At 65.5% G+C, this 24,523-nt stretch carries 16 protein-coding genes; 14 read left to right on the top strand and 2 right to left on the bottom strand.

Annotated elements, in window-relative coordinates; translation table 11 throughout:
- Window positions 1–183: 183 nt before the first annotated feature.
- Complete coding sequence (locus ACQRCJ_RS06540) at window positions 184–2,136, bottom strand: SurA N-terminal domain-containing protein (RefSeq protein WP_297159422.1); 1,953 nt, start codon at window positions 2,134–2,136, stop codon at window positions 184–186.
- A gap of 153 nt (window positions 2,137–2,289) precedes the next feature.
- Between ACQRCJ_RS06540 and larB the strand changes: the two genes are divergently transcribed.
- The 3 genes from larB (at window position 2,290) to ACQRCJ_RS06525 (ending at window position 6,619) form a co-directional block, all read left to right on the top strand.
- The gene (gene larB / locus ACQRCJ_RS06535; RefSeq protein ID WP_168936008.1) at window positions 2,290–3,066 is read left to right on the top strand and encodes a nickel pincer cofactor biosynthesis protein LarB; all 777 of its coding nucleotides are present in this window, start codon (window positions 2,290–2,292) and stop codon (window positions 3,064–3,066) included.
- A gap of 339 nt (window positions 3,067–3,405) precedes the next feature.
- Entirely contained in the window at window positions 3,406–3,795 is a 390-nt protein-coding gene (locus tag ACQRCJ_RS06530) for a type III secretion system chaperone (RefSeq protein WP_168936009.1), read from the top strand.
- Between the two features lie 283 nt (window positions 3,796–4,078).
- Window positions 4,079–6,619: a hypothetical protein gene (locus ACQRCJ_RS06525; RefSeq protein ID WP_427799507.1), complete on the top strand. Its 2,541-nt coding sequence runs from the start codon at window positions 4,079–4,081 to the stop codon at window positions 6,617–6,619.
- 283 nt (window positions 6,620–6,902) lie between these two features.
- On the opposite strand, the gene ACQRCJ_RS06520 is transcribed toward ACQRCJ_RS06525, so the two are convergent.
- Window positions 6,903–8,351 carry a M23 family metallopeptidase gene (locus ACQRCJ_RS06520; protein WP_204625760.1) on the bottom strand — a complete coding sequence of 483 codons (1,449 nt, stop codon included), beginning with the start codon at window positions 8,349–8,351 and terminating at the stop codon, window positions 6,903–6,905.
- A gap of 281 nt (window positions 8,352–8,632) precedes the next feature.
- Here ACQRCJ_RS06520 and ACQRCJ_RS06515 point away from each other — a divergent pair, with 281 nt between their 5' ends.
- The 11 genes from ACQRCJ_RS06515 to fmt all read left to right on the top strand — a co-directional run.
- Window positions 8,633–9,868, top strand: a complete 1,236-nt coding sequence (locus ACQRCJ_RS06515; protein WP_204625759.1) for an MFS transporter — start codon at window positions 8,633–8,635, stop codon at window positions 9,866–9,868.
- 287 nt (window positions 9,869–10,155) lie between these two features.
- Window positions 10,156–11,520 carry a helix-turn-helix domain-containing protein gene (locus ACQRCJ_RS06510; RefSeq protein WP_427799506.1) on the top strand — a complete coding sequence of 455 codons (1,365 nt, stop codon included), beginning with the start codon at window positions 10,156–10,158 and terminating at the stop codon, window positions 11,518–11,520.
- A 102-nt stretch (window positions 11,521–11,622) separates the two neighbouring features.
- Complete coding sequence (gene dnaN / locus ACQRCJ_RS06505) at window positions 11,623–12,777, top strand: DNA polymerase III subunit beta (protein WP_289616690.1); 1,155 nt, start codon at window positions 11,623–11,625, stop codon at window positions 12,775–12,777.
- Window positions 12,777–15,176, top strand: a complete 2,400-nt coding sequence (gene gyrB / locus ACQRCJ_RS06500; protein ID WP_412389221.1) for a DNA topoisomerase (ATP-hydrolyzing) subunit B — start codon at window positions 12,777–12,779, stop codon at window positions 15,174–15,176. Before dnaN ends, gyrB begins: the two co-directional genes overlap by 1 nt.
- An 18-nt stretch (window positions 15,177–15,194) precedes the next feature.
- A complete protein-coding gene (locus ACQRCJ_RS06495) occupies window positions 15,195–15,506 on the top strand; it encodes a hypothetical protein (protein ID WP_168936016.1) in 312 nt (103 codons plus the stop codon).
- 105 nt (window positions 15,507–15,611) lie between these two features.
- Window positions 15,612–18,167 (top strand): DNA gyrase subunit A, encoded by a 2,556-nt coding sequence (gene gyrA, locus ACQRCJ_RS06490; RefSeq protein WP_204674512.1) that lies wholly within the window; start codon window positions 15,612–15,614, stop codon window positions 18,165–18,167.
- Window positions 18,168–18,499: 332 nt separating this feature from the next.
- Window positions 18,500–19,909, top strand: a complete 1,410-nt coding sequence (gene purF, locus ACQRCJ_RS06485; RefSeq protein WP_168936018.1) for an amidophosphoribosyltransferase — start codon at window positions 18,500–18,502, stop codon at window positions 19,907–19,909.
- 15 nt (window positions 19,910–19,924) lie between these two features.
- Entirely contained in the window at window positions 19,925–21,196 is a 1,272-nt protein-coding gene (gene hisS / locus ACQRCJ_RS06480; protein ID WP_168936019.1) for a histidine--tRNA ligase, read from the top strand.
- The gene (gene aspS / locus ACQRCJ_RS06475) at window positions 21,196–23,052 is read left to right on the top strand and encodes an aspartate--tRNA ligase (protein ID WP_168936020.1); all 1,857 of its coding nucleotides are present in this window, start codon (window positions 21,196–21,198) and stop codon (window positions 23,050–23,052) included. The genes hisS and aspS overlap by 1 nt, the downstream gene beginning before the upstream one ends.
- A 12-nt stretch (window positions 23,053–23,064) precedes the next feature.
- A complete protein-coding gene (gene def / locus ACQRCJ_RS06470) occupies window positions 23,065–23,577 on the top strand; it encodes a peptide deformylase (protein ID WP_168936021.1) in 513 nt (170 codons plus the stop codon).
- On the top strand, window positions 23,556–24,523 hold a 968-nt coding region (gene fmt / locus ACQRCJ_RS06465; protein ID WP_427799505.1), incomplete at its 3' end, for a methionyl-tRNA formyltransferase. The genes def and fmt, both read left to right, overlap by 22 nt.

Genomic DNA, 24,523 nt, shown 5'->3' with positions numbered 1-24,523 from the left:
GACATCTGGTCTGCCTTTCTGTTCCCGCAAGCTAAAAGCAAACCGTCCGCGAGTAGTTATGGTCCCGTGACTTCGGGTCATGCCCGGCAATGTCATACAATAAAAAAGAGGCTGCCCTTGCGGGCAGCCTTTAATAAGCGGGTTTTAGGGGAGGAGGATTTCCTCCCCCAGCCTTTATCTTTCCTAGATACCGGCGCTTTCCAGCACGCGGCTGTTGTAGACTTCGATCTTGGCCTTCTGTTCCAGCATGCGCATGAAGGTCTGGTACATGCCTTCCACGCGCTTGCGCTGCACCAGCTCGGTGAGCAGGTTCTCCATGCCGGCCCAGCCGTCGGACTTGGGCTGTTCCACGGCGGTCACACGGCAGAGCAGGGCACCGCACTTGCTGCTGTCTTCCTGCTCGTACACGCTGAAGGCCTGGTCGATCCAGGTCTGCGGCGCGGCGCGGAAGATGACCTGGTTCATGGCCGGGTTGGGCACGAAGCCGGCCAGGGCGCCGTCGCGGGTCAGGTCGGCGCTCTGCACGCGGGCGGCGTCTTCAGCGGGCAGCGCGCCGTCGGTCATGGCCTTGCGGATGGCAGTGGCCTTTTCCATGGCGGCCTGCAGGGACTTTTCCGCCACCAGGGCCTTCATGACGCGGTCGCGGGCCTGGTCCAGGCTGGGCGTGGTGGACGGCTCGGAGGTGAGCACCCGCACCACCAGGTAGCGGTCACCGGCTTCCAGGGCCGTGTCCACAGGGGAGTTGGCCGGGGCCTTCATCAGGCTGGCCGCCATCTCGTCGCTGATGCCCAGGATCTTCTGCAGTTCGGCCTGGCCCACCAGACCGGTACGTTCGGCCTTGAGCAGGGGCTGTTCCTTGCCGTCGGCATCCTTGTAGCTGCCGGCGCGGGCCGCGCTTTCCTGCAGGGGACGGTTGTTGATGTTGTCACCGATCAGGCTGTCCAGCACGTCGTTGACCTTTTCCACGCCTTCCTGCTTGGCCAGGGTGGCGCGCACTTCGGCTTCCACCTCGGCAAAGGGCTGCACGCTGGCGTCCTTGCGCTCTTCCATCTTGATGATGTGCAGGCCGAACTGGCTGCGCACGGGCTCGGAGATCTGGCCGGGCTGCAGGGCCCAGGCGGCATCTTCGAAAGGCTTCACGGTCTGGCCGCGCTGGATCCAGCCCAGCTCACCGCCGGGGCCGGCGGCATTGGGGCCGTTGTTGGCATTGGCCACGGCGGCAAAGTCGCCCTTTTCCGCCTCGCTGCGGATGCGGACGGCCTTTTCCATGGCCTGCTTCACGGCCGCTTCGGGAGCGTTCTCCGCCAGGGGCACCAGGATGTGGGCCACCTTGACCTGCTCGGGCTGGCGGAAGCGCTGCTTGTTGGCTTCATACCACTTGAGGGCGGCCTCGGCGCTCACGCTCTCGGGGCGCACCAGACCTTCGGGGGCCACGGCCACATATTCCACTTCCACGCGGGGCTGACTGGCCAGCTCGGCCTTGTGGGCCTCGTACCAAGCGTTGAGCTCTTCCTCGGTGGGCTTCACCGAAGCGGCAAAATCGGCAGCGGGCAGGTACAGGTACTCCACCGTGCGCTGCTGGGTGAGGAAATCATAGTACTTGCGGGCTTCGTCACCGGCGGCCCAGGCGCTGCCGGCCACGGTGCGCATCACCTTGTCACGCAGGATGCTGTCCGCCAGGCCCTGTTCGTATTCGGCCACGCTCATGCGCTGGGCTTCGATGTTGCGCTTGTAGGCCTCGGGATCGAACTTGCCCTGGGCGTCCTGGAACGCGGGCAGCTTGGAGACCACATAATGCATCTCTTCAGGGCTCACGGTCATCCCCACGCGGGCGGCTTCCTGACGGATCAGCTGGGCGCTGATGAGCTCGTTGAGCACCTGACGGCCCAGCTTCTGCTGCACCAGGGCCTCACGGGTCAGGGAGGGATCGTTGCGCATGGCGTATTCGGCGGCCCGCTGATAGGCCTGCTCGAACTGCTGGGCCGTGATGGCCTCACCGTTGACCTTGGCCACCACATTGCTGGAACCGCCGTCGGTCAGGCTGCCGACGCCCCAGAACATGAAGACGAGGATGATGATGGCGAAGGCTACCTTGACGCCAAAGGACTGGGCATTGGAACGGATATAATCAAGCATGGGCACTCCGAAAAAAGGCACGGAATTTATTGCCCGCAAAGATTCGGGCAACGGACAACTATAGGGGCATTCCGGCAGAAACTCAAGAAGAGCGCGGGAACCGGCCCTCCATCCGCTGCTGACAAGCGATGTCCTTTGCCCTATATGCAGGGGATGGATCATACAGCTATCGAAAGCCTGCTGCAGGCCGTGGCCCGGGGGGACATCCCGCCGGAACAGGCCCTGCGGCATCTGGGAGACGCCACTGCGGCCGACAGCCTGCAGGGCCTGCATCTGGATCATGAACGCGCCCTGCGTACCGGCCTGGGCGAGGTCGTCTTCGCCCAGGGCAAGACCGACGGGGCCCTGGTGGGGGCCGTGCGCGGCCTCAGCCTTCGCGGCGCCCCCGTGCTGGTCAGCCGCGCTTCGGAAGCGCAGGGGGCCCTGTTGCAACGCGAATTCCCCGCAGGACGCTACTGGGCGCAATGCCGTCTTTTCTGTCTGGGCGGTGAAGGGCGGGAAGTGCCGGAGCTGGGCCCGCCGTGGCCCGAACGGGGCGAGATCATGGTGGTCACGGCCGGAGCGGCCGACATCCCCGTGGGCGCCGAAGCCTACGGAGCGCTGCGCTTCTGGGGCCACGACTGCGGCTTCCTCACCGATGTGGGCGTGGCCGGGCTGCACCGCCTTGCCCCGCACATCCGGGATCTGCGCGCCGCCCGCCTCATCATCGCCGTGGCCGGCATGGAAGGCGCCCTGCCCGGCGTGCTGGCCGGGCTGGTGCCCTGCCCGGTGCTGGCCGTCCCCACGTCCGTGGGCTACGGCGTGGGCGCGGGCGGCATGGCCGCCCTCCACAGCATGCTCTGCTCCTGCGTGCCCGGCCTGGCCGTCCTCAATATAGACAACGGTTTCGGCGCCGCGGCCTTCGCAGCCAAACTGCTGCGCCATGCCTGATGCGCGCACAGATGTGCACAACAGGCGCAACTCTTTGTTTTTGAACAAGAAACAAGTTTAAATCCCACGCTCTCCGGAAAGGAGGGCACCCCCGTATCCCCGGGACGGCCCGCAAGGTCGTCCCGGCCGGGCCGCCAACGGCGTTCACGCCAGCGGGCGGCCATGACAGCATTTTTCCCACCCCTTTTCCCCCTCTCCTGCGCAGGACGTCCCGAAACACAGCCATGACACGGGCACTGTCCCTGCCGGGAGTGCTGGCACTGTTGATGCATCTGCCCGTACAGACATCACGGACAGGCCGGGCAGGCATCCTTCACATCTTCAACGACCGGAGCAACTATGACACCGCACCAGATGCTGGACGCGCTTTCACGCCAGACCGGGGCCGCCCTGGCATTCAACGGGGACGGCCTGTGCCGCCTGCGCTTCGACGGCCGCTTCATCGTGGACCTTGAGGTCACGGACGACGAGGACGCCATCTATCTGTATGCCCGCCTGGGGACGCTCCCTGCCGGTGAGCAGGGCAGGGAACTGATGGCCCGGATGATGCGGGCCCATTGCCTGGGCCGGGAGAGCGGCAACACGCTTTTCGGCCTGGACGGTGAGGAGATCATGGCCTTTGCCCGCGTGGCGGCGGCCGAAGCCGGGGAAGGGACGCTCTTCACCGCGCTGGAAGATTTTCTGGATGTCCTGGCCCACTGGGCCGATGTGATGCAACAGGGCCGCTAGACGGGAAGGCCCCGCTGCCCGCTGCCGTCTTCCGGTACCATATACCGGGGCGATTTTGGCCGGAGCTCCGCGTCCGGGAGATATGTCTCGCCGGTAACAGCGCCGCCAAGGAACTGTGCGGAACTCCTTGGCCCTGCAGAGCCCCGCACCGGCCCCGTGCCGCACAGGCGACCACAGGGCATCACCGCCGCGGGAAATCCCACGCCCGCCTGCCCGGTCGCGACAGCCGGAGAAGGCCGCCACGCCGCCGCTCACAACCATATTCATAATGAAGGGGGACGCCATGCCAGGACCAGTGCAGGCAACGCAGACACGCTACATCAGTCTTGATACGGATTTCGGCTATGACGCCCTGGGCGGCATGGGCCGCCTTGGCAGGCACAGCATGGAGGTGCTGGAGCCGGGCACACGGCAGACCGACCGCATCCCGGGCCCGCCCAAAACGGTGGGGCGCTGGTTCGCCAAGCTGCTGGACAGCCTTACCCCGGCAAGCTGGCGTGCCCAGGGCAAGTTCCGTCGCGGGCTGGAAGACTTCAGCGCCCAGACGGGCAGGATACTGGGCCATCTGCGCAATGCCGCTGCCGGTGCGCCCGACGATCCTCAGCGCCGTGCGGATCTGGAATCGGCCCTGCGGGAGCTGGCCGGACTGCGACAGGCGGCGCGCCCCATGACCAGCCGGGGCGCGGACTATGCCGAACTGCTCCAGACCCGTGTGCGCCGCAACATGGCCATCCTGCGCGAGGAAGCCCCGCAACGGGCCGTGGAGTTGCGGCAGCTGCAGACGAGCGGCCTGCTGGATGCCGTCATCGCCGACCTCGATGACGGGCAGGCGGACATGGCCGCCGACCTGGCCCTGATCCGGGATGCCCTGCACACCGGCGCGGACGACATGGCCGCCCGGGTGGAGGCTCGGGCCACCGACCTGGGAACGGCTTCCGCCGCACCGGTCGATGACACGCCCCCCGAAACGGCCCCGCAGCCCTATCGTTCCCGTTTCAGCCCCGCCGCCCTGCGGGACTTCTTCCTGGGCCGCATCACCTTCAGGGAAGAAGCCCGGCAGGCCCTGCAGGAACGCCAGGCCACCCTGGCCCGTTTCACGGGCGAGGCCCGGGACACCCTGCAAGCGGCCCTGGAAGCCGTGGACGCCGTGCTGCAGGACAGGCTGACGGCTGATGCGGACAGTTTTGCCCACGTCCAGTATCAGGTGGACGAAAAGATGCGCCGGGCCATCCACTGCGCCCTGGACGATGTCTGCGGGCTGGCCCTGCGCCATCTGGATACGCCGGAGAGCGTAGGGCAGGAAGGGCAGGACTTCCGCCGCATCGACGCGGACTTCGTCCGGCAGGAGCTGGCCGCCATCGAACACGGCGACCGGCCCGCGAGCGGGGACAGCGCCCCGGCGGATACGGCCCGCCCCGACGCGGACCCGTTCCGGCAGGGCATACGGCAGGCACGCCGGCAGATACGGGATATCTCCCGCCTGTACGGCCAGCTGACGGAAGGACTGGGCGAGCTGGCGCAGCGGGACAGCCGCTGCCGGGCCTGCCTGCTGCTGCACGAGCTGGCCGAAAGCGACCTGCCCCCGGACATGGACCGTCAGGAATGGGGCCGGGCCTGCGACACGCTCATCGAGGCCCTGCGCTCTCCCGCCACGGATGCCTGGGCCGTCAGGGACGCTCTGTCCGTCATCGACCGGAGGACAGGAGATGCCCGGATGCCGGAAGACGTGCGCCGGCGCTTCCAGGAAGGGCGGGCCGATCTGCTGCGCCACCTCGAACCGGCCATGGACCGCCCCGTCTTCCAGCTTGCCGGGACCGACCAGGCCGAGAGCCGCCTGGATGCCCTTGAGCAGGCGCGCGCCCTGCATCAGGTGGTGGGCCACGCGGGAGCGCTGTTGCAGCGCGCCCGGCTGCCGCAGGCGGACAGCCTCATCTCCCAGGGGCTCCAGATCAGCCGTCTGGCCCTGCGCCTGCGTACCAACGGCCCGCGCGAGCCGGAACACCGGCAGCAGGCCATCACGGAACTGCGCACGTCCGTCGCCCGTTTCATGGCCAACCTGACCCTGGCCCGGATGCAGACGGAGAACCCCACCGTACACAGCGCCCAGCCCGAAGCGCGCGGACTGGATACCGACGGCGCCCGGGAGGGCCTCGACCTGATCCGGCAGAGCGTGGAACGCATCCTTGGCGGCCTGCAGGATCAGGAAGGCGGCGTGGTGGCACGCGCGGCCCTGCAGGACGGCCTGAGGCTGCTGGAAAAGGGCAGGGACGCGGCCGTGGCCTGCGGCAGGCTCCTCGACAACGCCATCCGCAAGGAGACCGGCGTGGCGGAACAGCTGGCCGTCTGCCTGGAATCCGGCCGCGACGATGCCGCCACGGCCCTGCACGGCCTGCTGGAAGGCAGCCGCTGGACCAAAGGCAAGCACGGCGAGGCAAAGGCGGCCATCGATGCCTTTCTGGCAGCCCTGCGCCCCGTGCAGGAAAGCCGGGGGCAAAGCCGGCTGCTGCGCTTCCTCGCCAACCGCCTGTCCGGTGCCTTCACCCCGCACGATGTCTACATGGGCTTCGACGGCAGCATCCACATGCTCATCAATACGGACAGGCAGGGCCTTGGCGGCAGCCGGAAGCTCCAGGGCACCCGCTGGATCACCCTGCCGCCGCCGGACCAGCTCCGGCCGGGCGTCTCCACCGGCGTACACCGCCTGGACCAGCTGCTGGAAGCCGGGGACAACCGCACCACCTTCTACCCGCAGCTCCACCAGCTGCTGACGCGCTATTTCTCCGGCATCCCCTATGATCTCAGCCTTCCCGGAGACGGGCAGTAACCACGTGAAACAGTCCGGGGGAAGACTTCCTCCCCCGGGCTTCCGCAACAGTTGCGGCTACGGCCACCTGCTTCAGCACACAGCCCCTCCACAGGGGCTTTTGCTTTTCAGGAGCGGGACAGGTCCCCTCGAGAAAGTGCATTTGGAGGGGGATGGAGGGCTTGGGGGGGAGGCCCCCCCTTTGGGCACTGGTCAAAGGGGGGACTTTCCCCCAAAAAACGAACGCCCCGTGCATGGCACGGGGCGTTCCCATTGGCGTACTGCCCAAAAAACATCATGACCGCTACTTGGCGGAAGGCTCCACATCATCCACGGGCACGATGCTGTCCACATCATATTCCAGCAGCGAGGTCTGGCCCAGCAGCAGGGCACGTTCCTTTTCCACGGTCTTGCGGAAGCGGTCCATGGAGGCCTTGCGCACGCTCTCGCCGCGCGGGTTGATGGCCTTGGCCGGATTGACGAACTTGCCGTTCTGCCGCAGGCGGAAATCCAGATGCGGCCCGGAAGAAAGGCCCGTGCTGCCCACGAAGCCGATGACCTGGCCCTGACGCACGCGCTGACCGTTGCGCAGGCCGCGGGCATAGCCGGACAGATGGGAATACATGGATTCCAGCCCGGCCGAATGCTTGATGATTACCTGGTTGCCGTAGCCTCCGGCCCAGCTGCGCCGGGTGACCACGCCGTCACCCACGGCCTTGACCGGCGTACCGGTGGGCGCGCCGTAGTCCACGCCCAGATGCGGACGGCTGTAGCCGAGGATGGGATGCTTGCGGTTGTGCGAGAAGCGGGACGTCACGCGGGTGAAGGCCAGCGGCGCCTGCAACAGGGTCTTGCGCAGGTTCTCGCCCTTGGCGTTGTAATGCTGCGGCCGGTTCTTGCCGTCGCGGAACAGATAGGCCTCGTAGGTGGTGCCCGTGTTGGTGAAATGGGCGGCCAGCACGCGGCCATAGCCCTTGTATTCGCCGTCACGGTAGCGTTTTTCCACCAGCACCTTGAAACTGTCGCCGGGTTGCAGGTCGCGGATGAAGTTGATCTCCGAGCCGAACAGACTGCCCAGGGTCAGGGCCAGCTGCGGGCTTTCGCCGATGTCGGCCACGGCCTGGAAGAGATTGTCGTCGATGGTGGCTTCCACCTGGGCGAGGGTGGTCACATATTCGATGGGCTCCACGCGGGCCACGGGCTCTTCCGCCCCCTCCACCACCAGACGGCGGCTGGCGTCGATCTCGTACTCGAATCGCTTGAGCTGGCCGGAAGCGGGGTCCACCACGATGGTGTAGGGCTGGCCGGTACGGAAGGCCCGCATGGAAAAGACCTGCCGGGCGGCGCTCACATAAGGATGGGACCCGGAAGAGGTGTTGCCCTCGATGATCTTGCTGACGGTATCGCCCTTTTCCACCGTGCCGTGCACCACGGCCTCGCCGTTGATGATCTCGGCCCCTTCGGGCAGGGGCACCGCGGGCTGGGCATCCTGGTCCGTCTCTGCATCTGCGGCAGTGGCAGCTTCGGGAGCGGCAGGGGCTTTTTCCTGCCCGGCGTCTTCCGTCCCGGTCGCGGGGGCCGTTGCCTCCCCGTCGCGGGCCGGGGCCTCGGCGGCCTGTTCCGTCACGGCCTGGCCGGGAGCCGTATCTGTATCCTCTGAGCTCCAGGGCAGGTGGGCTATGCCCAGCTGTCCGGCCAGCAGGCCAAGGAGGATCACGAGGACGAAAAAGACTGCAAGTCCTGTTTTCTTCATGCGGTACACTCCAAACAGTATGGCATATAGCCTGCGCGCCCGTCAGTTGTCCAGCAAGATGCCCGCCATCCCCTCCGGACGGGGAACACGGCGCGCACCATGCCCTTCCTGAGGGGTGTTCCTTGTGTCAACATGTGCGCAAATATCATAACATACTGAAAATAAAGATAATAATAAAAACATCCCCTCTTGATTTTCTTGCGCCTGCCGTATAGATGTTGCTCACGCAACAAACAATCATCATCGCAGCAGCGTCACAGGACGCTTTCGTGGGGTTTTCCGTGTCTTTGCATCTTTCCTACAAAAAATGGCTGTTCTTCGTCCTTTCCTCAGCCTATCTGGTGGTCTTCATCCAGAACGTGGCCATCACCGTGGTCACCCCCGACGTCATGCAGGACCTCGGGCTCTCCTCCGGTGACATGGGCCTGCTGGGTTCCGTCTACCTGTATGCCTATGCCCTTACCCAGGTCTTTTCCGGAATCCTCTCCACCCGTTTCGGCCCGCGCCGCCTGCTGAGCTGCCAGTTCTTGGTGGCGGCCCTGGGCGGCTTCCTTTTCGCCACGGCCCACAGCCTGCCCATGGCCGTGGCCGGGCGTCTGCTCAACGGCCTGGGCATGGCCGGGGTCATGTCCTCTTCCTTCACCCTGTTCAGCCGCTGGTTCGCGCCCGAGACCTTCTCCCGGCTCTGCACCCTGTTCTTCATCGCGGGCGGCATGGGCGGCCTGCTGGCCACCACCCCGCTTTCCCTGGCCAACCACTGGGTGGGCTGGCGGCTGGTCTTCCTTGCGCTTTCCGTGCTGACCTGTTCCCTGACCGTCATCATCTATACCGTGGTGCGGGACTGGCCGCCCCATCTGGCGGCCACCTGCAGCGGCATCCGTCTGGCCGACGTGCTGCGTGACGTGGCCGCCATGGCCAGGCAGTCCGACTTCTGGAAGATGGTCGTCTGGTACCTGACCCTGCCGTCGCAGTATTTCGTGTTCCACGGGCTCTGGGGCGCTGTCTACATGGGCGGGACCTTCGGCCTTTCGCCCAGCCTCATCGGCAATATCCTGGCCATGGGCGCCGTGGGCTTCATCGCCGGGACGCCGCTTTTGACCTGGATCAGCGAAAAGCGCCTCAAGTCCCGCCGCAAGGCCATGGTCCTGGCAAGCCTGCTGGCCTGCGTCTCCGGCGCGGCCCTGAGCCTGGGCAGCGCCGGCCTGAGCGTGCCCCTGCTGTTCGTGGTCTCCCTGGGCCTGGGCATCGCGGCCAACGGCCCCTGCCCCGTGGGCTATGCCACCGGCCGGGAACGCTTCGGCAACCGCATGGTGGGCAGCCTGAGCGGCATCCTGGCATCTTCGGTATTCGTGGGCGGGGCCCTGCTCCAGCTGATCTCCGGGGCGCTGCTTTCCTTTGCCCAGCAGGCGGGCCTTTCCCAGCCCTGGACATGGGCCTTTGCCCCGCTGGCTCTCCTGGCTGCCGTCAGTGCCCTGGCCGCCTGGCTCCTGCCGGAGACGTTCGTTGATAAAAAATAATAAAAACAATATGTTAATAGATATACGCACAAAAGTGTCATAAGTGACACAGTTAAGGATCCGGCCCCCGGCAGTCCGTACAGGCAGGCTGCTGGGGGCTTTTGTTTTGCGCTGCCGTATCCCCCCACACAGAAGAAGGCAAAAAGGCTCACCGTCCAAATGCAAGCCTTCCTGACCCATCCGCCGCGCCTGAGAACGAGACGCGGACTTGTTTAGCGGACGTTTTTATGCTATAAAAACATCTTTGCGACGACCGGAAGAAGGTCCCGGATCGCAAGGGGCCGCTCATGACAAATGCACATATTTCCCTTCAGGATTTTCGCCACCGCCTGCGCCGGCATCTGCTCGGCGGCATCCCCGGTGGCCCGGATGGCGGGGGAGCGCCCTGGCTGGATGGTCTGGTCATGGAATACCTCCCGTCCGGCAATGTGTTGCGGATCACCTTTCCCCATATCTACTTCGCCCGCTGGTTCGCGCCGCACAAAACGGATTTTTCGGCAGCCGTGAAGGCCGCCTGGCCGGACGCCGACGCCCCCCGGCTTGAGTATGTCCTGCCCGGGCGGCGCCTGCCCCGGGGCCCGGCGCCGCAAGTGGCCCCGGCCCGCATCCCGGACGCCCTCTTTTTCCATGCCGACGGCAGCAGGGACGAGATGCCGCTGCCGGGCGGCGCCCGCAATGCCTTTCCCCTGGCCATGGCCAGGGCCGTCGCCCTGCGGGAGCCCGGGCACAGCCCCTTCCTGCTCCACGGCGAAAAAGGCACGGGCAAGAGCCATCTGCTGCAGCACATGGCCGCGTCCCTCGCCCGGCAGGGCCTGCGCGTCATCCTGGCCCCGGCGGCCCGCTTTTTTCAGCACTGTCCTCTGGAAGAACAGACGGCCCCCCTGTTCTGGCAACAGGCCGAGGCCCTGTTCCTGGACGATATCCAGACCCTGGGCGGACAGCCCCGTTCCCAGCGCCTGCTGGCGGCCCTGCTGGCGCATCGCCCCGAAAAGGCTCCGGTGGTCCTCGCCCTGGAGGGCGGCCCCGATGCCCTCGGAGCGTGGGAACCCGGCCCCGCCGCCAGCGTCCGGCAACTGTTCTCCGCCGAACTGACCCCGCCGGACATGGAAGCCCGCATGCGTTACCTGCAGCAATGCTGCCGGGAGAACGCCCTGGACCTGCCCCGCGAACATCTGCGCCTCATGGCGCGGCGCGCGGCCCATTTCCACGGCCTGCGTTCCCTGCTGCTCCGGGTCAAGTCCGCCTGGGAAGATGATGCCGCCCGGCATCCCAGCCTGGACGATCTGGAACGTCTGGCCCGTACGGGACCGGTGCAGGCCTGCCATGCCGGCCACGAGCAGATCCTGGCCGAGGCCGCACGCTGCTGCGATGCCGCCCCCGCCGACATCACGGGCACAGGACGCCACGCGCGGCTGGTCATGGCCCGGCAGGCCGCCATGTACGTCTGCCGTCGCCATCTGGGCCTCTCTTATCCCGAACTGGGCCGGGCCTTTGGCGGACGCGACCACAGTACCGTCATCCATGCGGTTAAAAAGATTGGAAAAATGCTGGAAAGTAACAAAGATGTGCAACACCTTGTCGCCAGACTGGAGAAATGCGCACATCAGGAACAGCCGGACAGCTCCTCCACGGACGAAGTGTTCGGGGCGTAGACGGGCAGTGCTTAAAGGGATAGTAAAAATTTCAAGTAAAAACAGCCTGTTGCATATGTTCCGCACAAAAGCACAGGCATCAATTATTACAAGGATTCTTTTATGAAACTTTCTGTTAATAAAGAACAGATCATCGAAGGCCTGCAGAAAGCGGCAGCCATCATCCCTGCCAAAGCAGGAGCCGCCTACCTGCGTTCCATCTGGTTGAAGGCCGAGAAGGGCAGCCTGTCCATCATGGCTACGGACGCCAATATCGAATTCACCGGCCGTTATCCCGCCGAAGTGAAGCAGCCCGGCCTCATCGGTGTGCAGGGCCGTGCTTTCGTGGATCTGGTGCGCCAGCTGCCTGCGGGCGTGCTCCAGCTCACGCTGGACGAGAGCACCGGCAACCTGCTGCTGGAACAGGGCCGCCGCACGTACAAGCTGCCTGTGAGCGGGGCCGAGTGGTTCCAGAACTTTTCCGAATTCCCGGCCGAGTCCCCGGTGACCTGGTCGGGCGACTTCCTGCAGGACGTGCTGGATCGCGTGGTCTTCTGCATCAGCGACGACGACGCCACCGACGCCATCACCTGCCTGTACATGAAGCCTTGCGGCAACGGCCGTATCGACGTTTGCGGCCTCAACGGCCACCAGTTCGCCCTGATCTCCTTCACCCATGACGATCTGGCCGCCCGTCTGCCCGAAGAGGGCGTGCTCATCCAGAAGAAGTACCTGCAGGACATGAAGAAGTGGCTGGGCGTGGACGAGATCGAGCTCAACATCACCGACAAGCGCCTGTACCTGCGTACCCTGGACGGTGCCGAGAGCCTGTCCGTGCCGCGTGCCGGTCATGACTATCCCGACTACACGGTGTTCATGAGCCGTCTGGAAGGCGACGGCGTGAGCCTGCTCACCGTCAACCGCAAGGAAGCCATCGAGGCCCTGGGCCGCATCCAGATCTTCAACACCGACAGCGACCGCTGCGCCTATCTCGACCTGGGCGACAACGAAGTGCGCCTCTCCGCCCAGGGGCAGGACACCGGTTCGGCCAACGAGAGCCTGGAAGTGACCTACCGCGGCGACATCAGCCGCATCGCCTTCCCCACCCGCAACCTCATGGACGTGCTGGGCCATTTCAGTTCGCCCAGCGTGGACATGATCCTGACCGGCGCCGAGGGCCCCTGCGGCATCCGCGGTTCCGAAGACAACGAGTACACGGTCATCATCATGCCCATGAAGATTTCCGAATCCACCTATTATAGCGAGGAAGATGTTTAATGGCTCCTGACATGGCCTCCAGCTACGACGCCTCATCCATTACCATTCTCGAAGGGTTGTCCGCGGTGCGCAAGCGCCCGGCCATGTACATCGGTTCCACCGACGTGCGCGGCCTGCACCATCTGGTGTACGAAGTGGTGGACAACTCCATCGACGAGGCCATGGCCGGCTTCTGCACCCGCATCACCGTCATCCTGCACGCCGACAACAGCGTCACCGTGCGCGACGACGGCCGCGGCATCCCCGTGGACATCCATCCCAAGGAAGGCGTGCCCGCGGTGCAGGTGGTCATGACCAAACTGCACGCCGGCGGCAAGTTCGACAACAACAGCTACAAGGTCTCCGGCGGCCTGCACGGCGTGGGCGTGTCCTGCGTCAACGCCCTGTCCGAGTGGCTGACGGTCACGGTGCGCCGTGACGGCAAGCGCTACCGCCAGCACTATTCCCGCGGCGTGCCGCAGGACCAGCTGACGGTCATCGGCGAGGCCGACGGCCACGGCACCACGGTGCGCTTCCAGCCCGACGAGCAGATCTTCGAGGTGCTGGAATTCTCCTACGACACCCTCAAGAAGCGCTTCGAAGAGCTGGCCTACCTCAACAAGGGCCTGTACATCGAGTGCATCGACGAGCGCACCAGCGAGACCCACGTCTTCCACGCCGAGGGCGGCATCCGCCAGTTCGTGAGCGACCTCAACTCCGGCCAGCAGGGCATCCACCCCATCATCATGGCCGAAGGCGTGGTGGACAATGTGGCCATCGACTTTGCCCTCCAGTACAACGCCGGCTACAAGGAGACCATCCTCACCTTCGCCAACAACATCCATACCAAGGAAGGCGGCACGCATCTGGTGGGCTTCCGTACGGCGCTCACCCGCGCCATCAACGGCTATGTGAAGAACCAGCCCGACCTGACCAAGAAGTTCAAGGGCACGGCCCTGTCGGGCGACGACGTGCGCGAGGGCCTTACGGCCGTCATCAGCGTCAAGCTGCCCCAGCCCCAGTTCGAAGGCCAGACCAAGACCAAGCTCGGCAACAGCGAAGTGGCCGGCATGGTGGCCGGCATGGTCTATGACAGGCTCACGGTCTACTTTGAGGAGAACCCCAAGGACATCCGCCTGATCATCGACAAGGCCGTGGACGCCGCCCGCGCCCGCGACGCCGCCCGCCGCGCCAAGGAACTGGTGCGCCGCAAGGGCGCGCTCTCGGACAATTCCCTGCCCGGCAAGCTGGCCGACTGCCAGAGCAAGGACCCCGCGGAATCCGAACTGTTCATCGTGGAAGGTGACTCCGCAGGCGGCTCCGCCAAGCAGGGCCGCAACCCGCGCAACCAGGCCATCCTGCCCCTGCGCGGCAAGATCCTGAACACCGAGCGCACCCGCTTCGACAAGATGCTGGCCAACAAGGAAGTGAAGGCCCTCATCACGGCCATGGGTGCGGGTATCGGCGAAGAGGACACCGACCTCGACAAGCTGCGCTACCACAAGATCATCATCATGACGGACGCCGACGTGGACGGCGCCCACATCCGCACCCTGCTGCTGACCTTCTTCTTCCGGCAGTATCAGGAGATGGTGGAGAAGGGCTACGTCTACATCGCGCAGCCGCCCCTGTACCGTGTGCACAACGCGCGCATGGAAAAGTTCATCAAGGACGACGCCGAGCTCAACGAGTTCCTGCTCAACCGCGTGAGCGAGGACGTGACCGTGGTGGCCGCCAACGGGCGGGAATACATGGGCAGCGACCTGATCCGCCTCATGGAGACCATCGAGAAGATCGAGCTGCGCGTGGCCGATGCCGAGAGCACCGGCATGCCGCGTCCCCTGTTCCTGGCCCTGGCCACCTATCCCCGCGCTGTGGACCGCGAGCTGCTGGAAGCCCGCGATGCCGACTTCCTGGCCTGGCTGGAGAAGCACGAATACGCCCTGAGCCTGGAACGGGAACACAGCGAGGACGAGGACGAAGGCCGCGTGTTCGCCGTGTTCGAGAACACGGGCAGCCACCACACCCGCCGGGGCATGGAGTTCTTTGCCTCCCGCCTGTACCGGCAGACCTGGCAGCTGTTCAACGACCTGCGCGAGCAGTGCGGCGAGCTGAGCTTCAGCCTGCGCCGCAAGGACAGCAGCAGCCAGGCCGGCGACGTGTTCGACCTGATGCAGATGACCCTGGACGAGGCCCGCAAGGGCATCAACATCCAGCGCTACAAGGGTCTTGGTGAAATGAACCCCGAACAGCTCTGGGTGACCACCATGAACCCCGAGAACCGCGTGCTGCTGCAGGTCTCGGTGGAGGACGCCAACGAGGCTTCGGACGCCTTCGAGGAACTCATGGGCGACCGGGTGGAGCCCCGCCGCGAGTTCATCGAACGCAACGCCCTGAGCGTGCAGGATCTGGACATCTAGCTGCCGGAGGGACGACGCATGCAGGATACCGGCAAGGAAAAGAAGAGCTGCTTCGGCTGCTCCGTCATCGCCGTCTGCGGCTGGCTGGTCTGCGCGGCCATGTGCCTGTGGCTGACCATCTCGCTGGAAGGCTACCCCAAGGCCTACAGCCTGGCCTATCCGGCAGCCATGGCGGTGCTGTTCAGCAACATCTTCGTCTTTATTTTCACCAGCTCCCGCTGCGCGGGGGACGTGCGCCGTCTCCTGCCCGCCGTGATCCGTGTCTGCTTCGGTGAGGGGACCATGCTGCTGCTGGTCTGGCTCTGGGGCAGGTACTGGCTGGCTGCCTGAGGACGTTTTCCGGCGGGGGCCGCCCGGCGGCTCCCCCGGTACGACATCCTTTGAGAAAAAACACGGGACCCGCTCCCGACCTGATATTTTACCTGCGAGGCAAACGTGTCTGAACAGAACAGCGGCATACAGCAGCCGCAAGTCAGCATTGAGAAGGAACTCCGCAAGTCCTATCTGGAGTATTCCCTTTCGGTCATCATCGGGCGCGCCATCCCCGACGCGCGCGACGGCCTCAAGCCCGTGCACCGGCGCATCATGTACGCCCAGTACGAGCTGGCCAACAGTTACAACCGTCCGCACAAGAAATCGGCGCGCATCGTCGGTGACGTCATCGGTAAGTATCACCCCCACGGCGACAGCGCCGTGTACGATGCCCTGGTGCGTCTGGCCCAGGATTTCTCCATGCGCGACCCGCTGGTGGACGGGCAGGGCAACTTCGGTTCCATCGACGGCGACGCCGCGGCCGCCATGCGTTACACGGAAGTGCGCATGTCGCGTCTGGCCAGCGAGTTCCTGGCCGACATCGACAAGGAGACCGTGGACTTCCGGCCCAACTACGACAACACCCTGCAGGAGCCCTCGGTGCTGCCCACCAAGGTGCCCAACCTGCTGCTCAACGGTTCGTCGGGCATCGCCGTGGGCATGGCCACCAACATCCCGCCCCACAACCTGGGCGAGCTGTGCGACGCCCTGCAGATGCTGCTGGACGATCCCCAGTGCACCATCTCGGACCTCATGGAAGTGGTCAAGGGCCCGGACTTCCCCACGCGCGGCTTCGTCTACGCGGGCAAGGGCCTGTCCGATGCCTACCACACCGGTCGCGGCACCGTGAAAGTGCGCGGCCGTCTGGAAGTGGAAGAACGCAAGAAGGGCCTGCAGGCCATCGTCATCCGCGAGATCCCCTTCGGCCTCAACAAGTCCTCGCTGGTGGAGAAGATCGCCGGTCTGGTCAATGACCACAAGATCGACGGCATCTCCGACCTGCGCGACGAATCCGACCGCAAGGGCATCCGCGTGGTCATCGACCTGAAGCGCGGCACCATCCCGGACATCGTCATCAACAGCCTGTACAAGTACACGCCGCTGGAGACCAGTTTCGGCATCAACATGCTGGCCGTGGTGGACAACCGTCCCGTGCTGCTCAACCTCAAGACGGCCCTGTCCTGCTTTGTGGACCACCGTCGCGAGGTGGTCATCCGCCGCACCCGCTACGACCTGCAGAAGGCCGAGGCCCGCGCCCACATCCTGGAAGGCCTGCGCATCGCCATCGACCACATCGACGAAGTGGTGGCCCTGATCCGCGCTTCCGCCAGCCCGGACGAGGCCCGCGCCGGCCTCATGCAGCGCTTCGAGCTCACCGAGGTGCAGGCCCGCGCCATCCTGGACATGCGCCTGCAGCGCCTGACCGGCCTGCAGCGTGAAGAGCTCATGGCCGAATACCGCGAACTGCTGGAAAAGATCGAGTTCTTCAAGTCCGTGCTGGAGAACCCCGAAGTGCTGCGCTCCGAACTCAAGCGCGAGATCCGCGAGATCCGCGAGACCTTCGCCACGCCGCGCCGTACCGAGGTGCTCACCGACGCCCTGGGCGGCATCGACATCGAGGACCTCATCCCCGACGAGGAAGTGGTCATCACCCTGTCGCGCCGCGGCTACATGAAGCGCACCAGCCTGGAGAACTACCAGCAGCAGAAGCGCGGCGGCAAGGGCATCGCGGCCCTGCATACCTCCGATGACGACTATGTGCAGGAGTTTTTGACCACCACCAACCACCAGTACCTGTGCCTGTTCACCAACAAGGGCCGCATGCACCAGCTCAAGGTGCATCAGGTGCCCGAGGGCAGCCGCACGGCCAAGGGCGTGCACATCAACAACCTGCTGCCCCTGGAAGAAGGGGAGTGGGTCACCACGGTGCTGGCCGTGCGCGAGTTCGCCGAGGACAAGTACTTCCTCTTCGTGACCAAGCGCGGCATGGTCAAGCGCTCCTCGGCCTCGCTCTACGCGCGCTGCCGCAAGAGCGGCCTCATGGCCGTGGGCCTGCGCGAGGACGACGAGCTGGTGGTGGTGCGGCCCATCCGTGAGGACAGCCACATCGTGCTGGCCACGGCCGACGGCTACTCCATCCGCTTCGCCTGCAAGGACGTGCGTCCCATGGGCCGCGTGGCCACGGGCGTCAAGGGCATCGCCCTGCGCCGTCAGGACGTGGTGGTGGCCGGCGTCATCCTCAAGGAGAACGACCAGACCACGGAGATCATGTCCATTTCCGCCAACGGCTTCGGCAAGCGTACCCGCGTGGACCTCTACCGTCTGCAGTCGCGCGGCGGCAAGGGCATCATCAACTTCAAGGTCACGTCCAAGACCGGTCCCGTGGTGGGCGCCATGCCCGTGCGTGACAACGACGGCCTCATCATGCTGACCTCGGCCAACAAGGTGGTGCGCATCGGCGTGGAAGACGTGCGCAGCAAGGGCCGGGCCACCATGGGCGTCATGCTGGTGCGTCTGGACGAAGGCGCGCATGTGGTGGGCTTCGACCGCGTGGACGAAGGCGGCCAGACCGGCAGCCGCATGGACGACCTGGAGGACGATGACGACGCGCCCGAAAGCGCGGCGGCACCTCTGGAGAGCGCTCCGGCGGAAGCGGGAGCCGATGACGGCAACGAATAGATACGCGGCGCGGCGCCCCTGGGGACGCCGCGCCCTTTGGTTCCGGTCCCCGGCAGCTGCCGGGCCGGACCCGGGCAGGCACGGGACCGGGGAGACCCGGCCGTGCATCCCTTCTTTCCCTGTCCGGGGCAGAGCAGGAGTCAGGGGAGGAACGGCGCGGGCGCGGACTTGCATTGCGCGGCCCGCCGTTATATGACACGCCCTTTGTACCGCCGTGCGCTGGTCGGCCGCCTTGCCTGCAAGGCGGGCCCCGGAGCGGTGAGAGGGAAGACGGTCCCGCCGCAGGGCGGAGGAGACAACAACGCATTTTGCGCTGGCAGTGAGGAAACGCTATGATTCGCCACGAGTGTGGTCTTTTGGGTATCTACGGTCATGAGGAAGCGGCGCGACTGACCTATTTCGGTCTGTACGCCCAGCAGCATCGCGGACAGGAAAGCGCGGGCATCGTCACCATCGACGAGAAAGGCCTGCTGCACGAGCACAAAGGCATGGGCCTGGTGCCCGATGTCTTCGCCGAAGCCAACCTGCAGGCCCTGCCGGGCACCATCTCTCTGGGCCATGTGCGTTACTCCACCACGGGCCGTTCCGCGGCGCGCAACGCCCAGCCCTTCGTGGCCCACTACAAGGGGCTGGACATCGCCATCGCCCACAACGGCAACCTGGTGAACACCATGGAGCTGCGCGAGGAGCTGGAGAACGACGGCGCCATCTTCAGCACCACCAACGATACCGAAGTTTTCATGCACCTCATCGTGCGCGCCCTGCGCGAGCATGACCTGGTGGACGCCATCCGCGAAGCCTGTGCCCGCGTGCGCGGCGCCTACTGCCTGCTGGTCTACGCCGGCGGCACCATGGTGGCCGTGCGCGACCCCCACGGTTTCCATCCCCTGGCCCTGGGCCGTCTGGACGGCGCGCCGGTGCTGGCCTCCGAGACCTGTGCCTTCGACCTGCTTGAAGCCGACTACGAGCGTCCCATCCAGCCCGGCGAGATGCTGATCATGGACGGCAAGGGCGAACACAGCGAACAGCTGCGCGGCCCCCTGCCGGAACGTCCCCGCCAGTGCATCTTCGAACTGGTCTACTTTGCCCGCCCCGACTCCTTCGTCTTCGGCGAGCAGGTCTACCAGTGCCGCAAGCAGATGGGCTGGCAGCTGGCCCACGAGTCCACCCCCGACGTGGACTTCATCATGCCCTTCCCCGATTCCGGCGTCTATTCGGCCGTGGGCTTCGCCCAGTGCGCCGAGCTGCCCTACGAGCACGCCATGATCCGTAACCACTACGTGGGTCGTACCTTCATCCAGCCCACGCAGAGCATGCGCAACTTCGGCGTGCGCGTGAAGATCAACCCCGTGCGCTCCATGATCGAAGGCAAGAAGATCTGCATCGTGGACGACTCCATCGTGCGCGGCACCACCATGATCACCCGCGTCAAGAAGCTGCGCGAGCTGGGCGCCAAGGAAGTGCACATCCGCATCAGCTGCCCGCCGGTGAAGTTCCCCTGCTTCTACGGCATCGACTTCGCCTCGCGCGGCGAGCTCATCGCCGCCAAGTACAGCCTGCCCGAGATCACCAAGATGCTGGACGTGGATTCCCTGCATTACCTGAGCATCGACGGCCTGCTGCGCTCCGTCATGCAGTCCGACAGCTACTGCCTGGCCTGCTTCGACGGCAATTATCCCGTGCCCTGCCGCGAGTCGGGCAAACTCCGTCTGGAATGCGGCGGCTGCTGCGGCAGCCGTTAGTCCGAGGTTTTTCACATGGCTGTTATCGCTAATCGTATCAAGGGCTTCGCGGACATGTATCCGCCGCAGAGCTCGCTGTTCACCCGTATGGAGAATACCGCGCGCGAGATCTTCAGCCGTTACGGCTTCGTGGAGCTGCGCACCCCCGTGCTGGAATACACCGACCTGTTCAAGCGCTCCATCGGCGAAGAGACCGACGTGGTGCAGAAAGAGATGTTCACCTTCCCGGACCGCAAGGGCCGCATGATGACCATGCGCCCCGAAGCCACGGCCGGCGTCATGCGCGCCTATGTGGAAGATGCCCGCTACAGCCGCGAGTCCGTGAGCCGTCTGTTCACCACCGGTCCCATGTTCCGCTACGAGCGTCCCCAGAAGGGCCGCATGCGCCAGTTCCACCAGATCAACTGCGAATGCCTGGGCTCCCACAGCCCCTATGCCGACGCGGACCTGATCATCATGCTCACGCGCTTCCTCACCGCGCTGGGCCTCAAGGATCTGACGCTCAAGCTCAACTCCCTGGGCTGCGCCCACTGCCGCCCGCTGTTCAAGCAGGCCCTGGTGGACTATCTGCACCGCCAGGACTGCTGTGACCAGCTGTGCGAGGACTGCACCCGCCGCATGGAGACCAACCCCCTGCGCGTGCTGGACTGCAAGCAGGAAAAATGCCGCTGCGTCACCGACGAAGCGCCCCGCCTGCTGGACTACAACTGCCCCGAGTGCAAGGAACACTTCGACACCGTGCTGCGCCTGCTGGACGCCGCCGGGGTCAAGTACGAGATCGACCACCGTCTGGTGCGCGGTCTGGACTACTATTGCCGCACCACCTTCGAGGTGGTAAGCGGAAGCATCGGTGCGCAGGCCGCCGTGGCCGGTGGCGGCCGTTATGACGGCCTGGTCAAGAGCGTGGGCGGCCCCGACGTGCCCGGCGTGGGCTTTGCCTGCGGCATGGAACGCCTGGCCCTCATGCTCGGGGACGAAGAAGCCCCCCGCCCGGATTTCTATGCCGTGGCCATGGACGCGCAGAGCCGCGACCTGAGCTTCGGCCTGGTGCAGCGCCTGCGCGGCCTGGGCCTCAAGGGCGAGATGAATTTCAGCGATGCCGGTTTCAAGGGCCTGATGCGTCAGGCGGGCAAGTCCAATGCCCGTTTCTGCTGCATCATGGGCCCCGATGAAGCGGCCGCCGGCGCCGTGGTCGTCAAAGACATGGACAGCGGTGAGCAGCAGACCCTGTCCCTGGATGCCGCGGCGGACTTCCTTGCTGCCAATTCTGACAATGGGAAAAAATAATGACTGAACAGACGCAAAGCCTGGACGTGCAGCAGGAGCACCAGAAGTTCATCGAAGACCTCGGCGACTGGACCCGCAGCCACACTTGCGGCCAGCTGACCCTGGACAACGATGGACAGACGGTCTGCCTCATGGGCTGGGTGCAATACCGCCGCGACCACGGCGGCCTCATCTTCGTGGACCTGCGTGACCGTGAAGGCCTGACCCAGGTCGTTTTCAGCCCTGATATCGCTCCCGCCGCGCACGAGAACGCGCACATCCTGCGTTCCGAATACGTGCTGGCCATCAAGGGCGTGGTGCGTCCCCGTCCCGAGGGCATGACCAACCCCAACCTGGTCACCGGCGCCATCGAAGTGGTGGTGCATGAGTGGAAGCTGCTCAACACCTCCAAGACCCCGCCCTTCGCCATCGAAGAACGCTGCGACGCCGGTGAGAACCTGCGCCTGGCCTGGCGTTATCTGGACCTGCGCCGTCCGCGCATGCAGGCCAACCTGCGCCTGCGCCACAAGGTGGCCCAGGCCATCCGCCGCCAGCTGGACGACGACGGCTTCCTGGAAGTGGAGACCCCGGTGCTCACCAAGTCCACGCCCGAAGGTGCCCGCGACTTCCTGGTGCCCAGCCGTCTCAACCCCGGCCAGTTCTACGCCCTGCCGCAGTCGCCCCAGCTGTTCAAGCAGCTGCTCATGGTGGGCGGTTTCGACCGCTACTTCCAGATCGTGCGCTGCTTCCGTGACGAAGACCTGCGTGCCGACCGCCAGCCCGAATTCACCCAGGTGGATATCGAGATGAGCTTCGTGGACGAGGAAAAGGTCATGACCATGGCCGAAAACCTCATGGCCCGCGTGTTCCACGACGTCATGGGCATGGACATCCCCCGTCCCTTCCCGCGCATGAAGTATGAAGAAGCCATGCGCCGCTACGGTGTGGACAAGCCCGATACCCGCTTCGGTCTGGAGCTGGTGGACATCACCGACATCGTGCGCGGTTCCGGCTTCAAGCTCTTTGCCCAGGCCAAGCTGGTCAAGGCCATGAAGGTGCCCGGCGGCGAATCCATGACCCGCAAGGAGATCGATGCCTACACCGAGTTCGTCAAGATCTACGGCGCCATGGGCCTGGCCTGGATCAAGATCAAGGAAAACGAGTGGCAGTCGCCCATCGCCAAGTTCCTGTCCGAAGAAGAACGCGCCGGCATCCGTGAGGCCCTGGACCTCCAGGTGGGCGACATCGTCTTCTTCCAGGCCGGCGAGCCCGCCATGGTCAACGCCGCCCTGGGCAACCTGCGCGTGCACCTGGGCAACCAGCTGGGCCTGATCCCCGAGAACACCTTCAACTTCCTGTGGGTGACGGAATTCCCGCTGTTCGAATACAGCGAGGAAGAAAAGCGCTACGTGGCCTGCCACCATCCCTTCACCTCGCCCGCGCCCGGTCATCTGGAGATCATGAACAGCGACCCGGCCCGCGCCCTGGCCCGTGCCTACGACATGGTGCTCAACGGCAACGAAGTGGGCGGCGGTTCCATCCGCATCCACTCCGCCGAAGTGCAGCGCCACATGTTCCAGGCCCTGGGCTTCACGCCCGAGCAGGCCGAGGCCCAGTTCGGCTTCCTCATCCAGGCCCTGGAGCACGGTGCGCCGCCGCACGGTGGTCTGGCCTTTGGTCTGGACCGTCTGGTCATGCTGCTTTCCGGTGCGTCCAGCATCCGTGACGTCATCGCCTTCCCCAAGACCCAGAAGGCCACCTGCCTGATGACCGAGGCGCCCTCCACGGTGTCCGCGCGTCAGCTGCGTGAACTGGGTCTGCGCCTGCGCGAGACCGACAAGGAAGCCGCCAAACCCGCCGAGAACGCCCAGGCCTAGCGGGAGGATGCCATGATTCTGGATATTGTGACCTATCCCGCTGCCAGCCTGAAGGAAAAATGCGTGCCCGTGACGGAGATCACCGACGAGATCCGCCAGCTGGCCGCCGACATGCTGGAGACCATGTACGAGGCCCCCGGCGTGGGGCTGGCCGCCCCGCAGGTGGGCCGTAATATCCGCATGCTGGTCATGGACCCCGCCGCGCAGGACGAGGAGAAGCAGCCCCGGGTCGTCATCAACCCCGAACTGACCCTGAGCGAGGACACCGTGCTCAGCCGTCAGGAAGGCTGCCTCTCCGTGCCCCTCAACTACCGGGCCGACGTGCAGCGCGCCGAGCGCGTGCACCTGCGTTACATGGATCTGGACGGCAAGATCGTGGAAGAGGATCTGGAAGGATTCCCGGCCATCGTCATCCAGCATGAGGCCGACCATCTGGACGGCACCCTCTTCATCGACCGCATCGGCCGTCTGCGTCGTTCCCTGTACGACACCCGGGTGAAGAAATGGCTCAAGCGCAAAGGATAGTCTTCATGGGTACTCCGGACCTGGCCGCCGCCGTGCTGCGGCGGCTGGTCCGGTGGCCCGGCGGCGACGTGGTGGCCGTCTACACCCAGCCTGACCGGCCCGCCGGCCGGGGCCACAAGCTGACGCCCTCGCCGGTGAAAAAGCTGGCCCTGGAGCTGGGCCTGCCCGTGCACCAGCCCCTGAACTTCCGTCAGGAAGGCGCGGTGGACGAGCTGGCCGCCCTCAAACCCGACCTGCTGGTGGTGGCCGCCTACGGCCTCATCCTGCCGCAGGCCGTGCTGGAAATCCCCACGGTGGACACCCTCAACGTGCACACCTCCCTGCTGCCGCGTTACCGCGGCGCCGCGCCCATCCAGCGCGCCGTCATGGAGAACTGGCAGCCCGGTGACGTGACGGGCGTGTCCATCATGCGCATCGTGCCCGCTCTCGACGCCGGGCCGGTCTACGCCCAGTGCGAGGTGCCCATCGGCGAGCATACGGCGGGCAGCCTGCATGACGCCCTGGCCGAAGCCGGGGGCGAGCTGCTGCTCACGGTGCTGGACCAGCTCCGCGACGGCAGCGCCCAGCCTCGGGAACAGGACGAGAGCCGCGTCACCTATGCCGCCAAGCTGGCCAAGGAAGACGGCTATATCGACTGGGCCCGTCCGGCCGCCGAGGTCCACGCCCGCATCCGCGGCGTGACGCCCTGGCCCGGTGCGCGTCTCCAGGCCCGTTTCGACGGGCAGGACGAGCTGTTGCCCCTGCTGCTCCAGCCCGGTCGCGTGGACGAGCCCTGCGACGGTGTGCAGCCCGGCAGCCTGCGTACGGACAAGAAAGGCCTGTGCGTGGCCTGTGCCGATCGCTGGTACCGCCTGCTGGTGGTGCGCCCCCAGGGCCGCAAGGACATGGAGGCCGCGGCCTTCGTCAACGGCCATCTGCGCCCGGCGCAGCATGGCGTGTGCGGCAT

This window comes from Desulfovibrio sp. SGI.102 (genome assembly GCF_050314315.1).
GTDB lineage: Bacteria > Desulfobacterota > Desulfovibrionia > Desulfovibrionales > Desulfovibrionaceae > Desulfovibrio.
The sequence above is the reverse complement of the archived record's forward strand: the minus strand, read 5'-3'. Positions and strand labels throughout refer to the sequence as shown.

Bases quoted from the DNA above. Each gene is read 5' to 3' on its own strand.
- ACQRCJ_RS06540 (WP_297159422.1), bottom strand. From the start codon at position 2,136: ATGCTTGATTATATCCGTTCCAATGCCCAGTCCTTTGGCGTCAAGGTA.
- larB (WP_168936008.1), top strand. From the start codon at position 2,290: ATGGATCATACAGCTATCGAAAGCCTGCTGCAGGCCGTGGCCCGGGGG.
- ACQRCJ_RS06530 (WP_168936009.1), top strand. From the start codon at position 3,406: ATGACACCGCACCAGATGCTGGACGCGCTTTCACGCCAGACCGGGGCC.
- ACQRCJ_RS06525 (WP_427799507.1), top strand. From the start codon at position 4,079: ATGCCAGGACCAGTGCAGGCAACGCAGACACGCTACATCAGTCTTGAT.
- ACQRCJ_RS06520 (WP_204625760.1), bottom strand. From the start codon at position 8,351: ATGAAGAAAACAGGACTTGCAGTCTTTTTCGTCCTCGTGATCCTCCTT.
- ACQRCJ_RS06510 (WP_427799506.1), top strand. From the start codon at position 10,156: ATGACAAATGCACATATTTCCCTTCAGGATTTTCGCCACCGCCTGCGC.
- dnaN (WP_289616690.1), top strand. From the start codon at position 11,623: ATGAAACTTTCTGTTAATAAAGAACAGATCATCGAAGGCCTGCAGAAA.
- gyrB (WP_412389221.1), top strand. From the start codon at position 12,777: ATGGCTCCTGACATGGCCTCCAGCTACGACGCCTCATCCATTACCATT.
- ACQRCJ_RS06495 (WP_168936016.1), top strand. From the start codon at position 15,195: ATGCAGGATACCGGCAAGGAAAAGAAGAGCTGCTTCGGCTGCTCCGTC.
- purF (WP_168936018.1), top strand. From the start codon at position 18,500: ATGATTCGCCACGAGTGTGGTCTTTTGGGTATCTACGGTCATGAGGAA.
- hisS (WP_168936019.1), top strand. From the start codon at position 19,925: ATGGCTGTTATCGCTAATCGTATCAAGGGCTTCGCGGACATGTATCCG.
- aspS (WP_168936020.1), top strand. From the start codon at position 21,196: ATGACTGAACAGACGCAAAGCCTGGACGTGCAGCAGGAGCACCAGAAG.
- def (WP_168936021.1), top strand. From the start codon at position 23,065: ATGATTCTGGATATTGTGACCTATCCCGCTGCCAGCCTGAAGGAAAAA.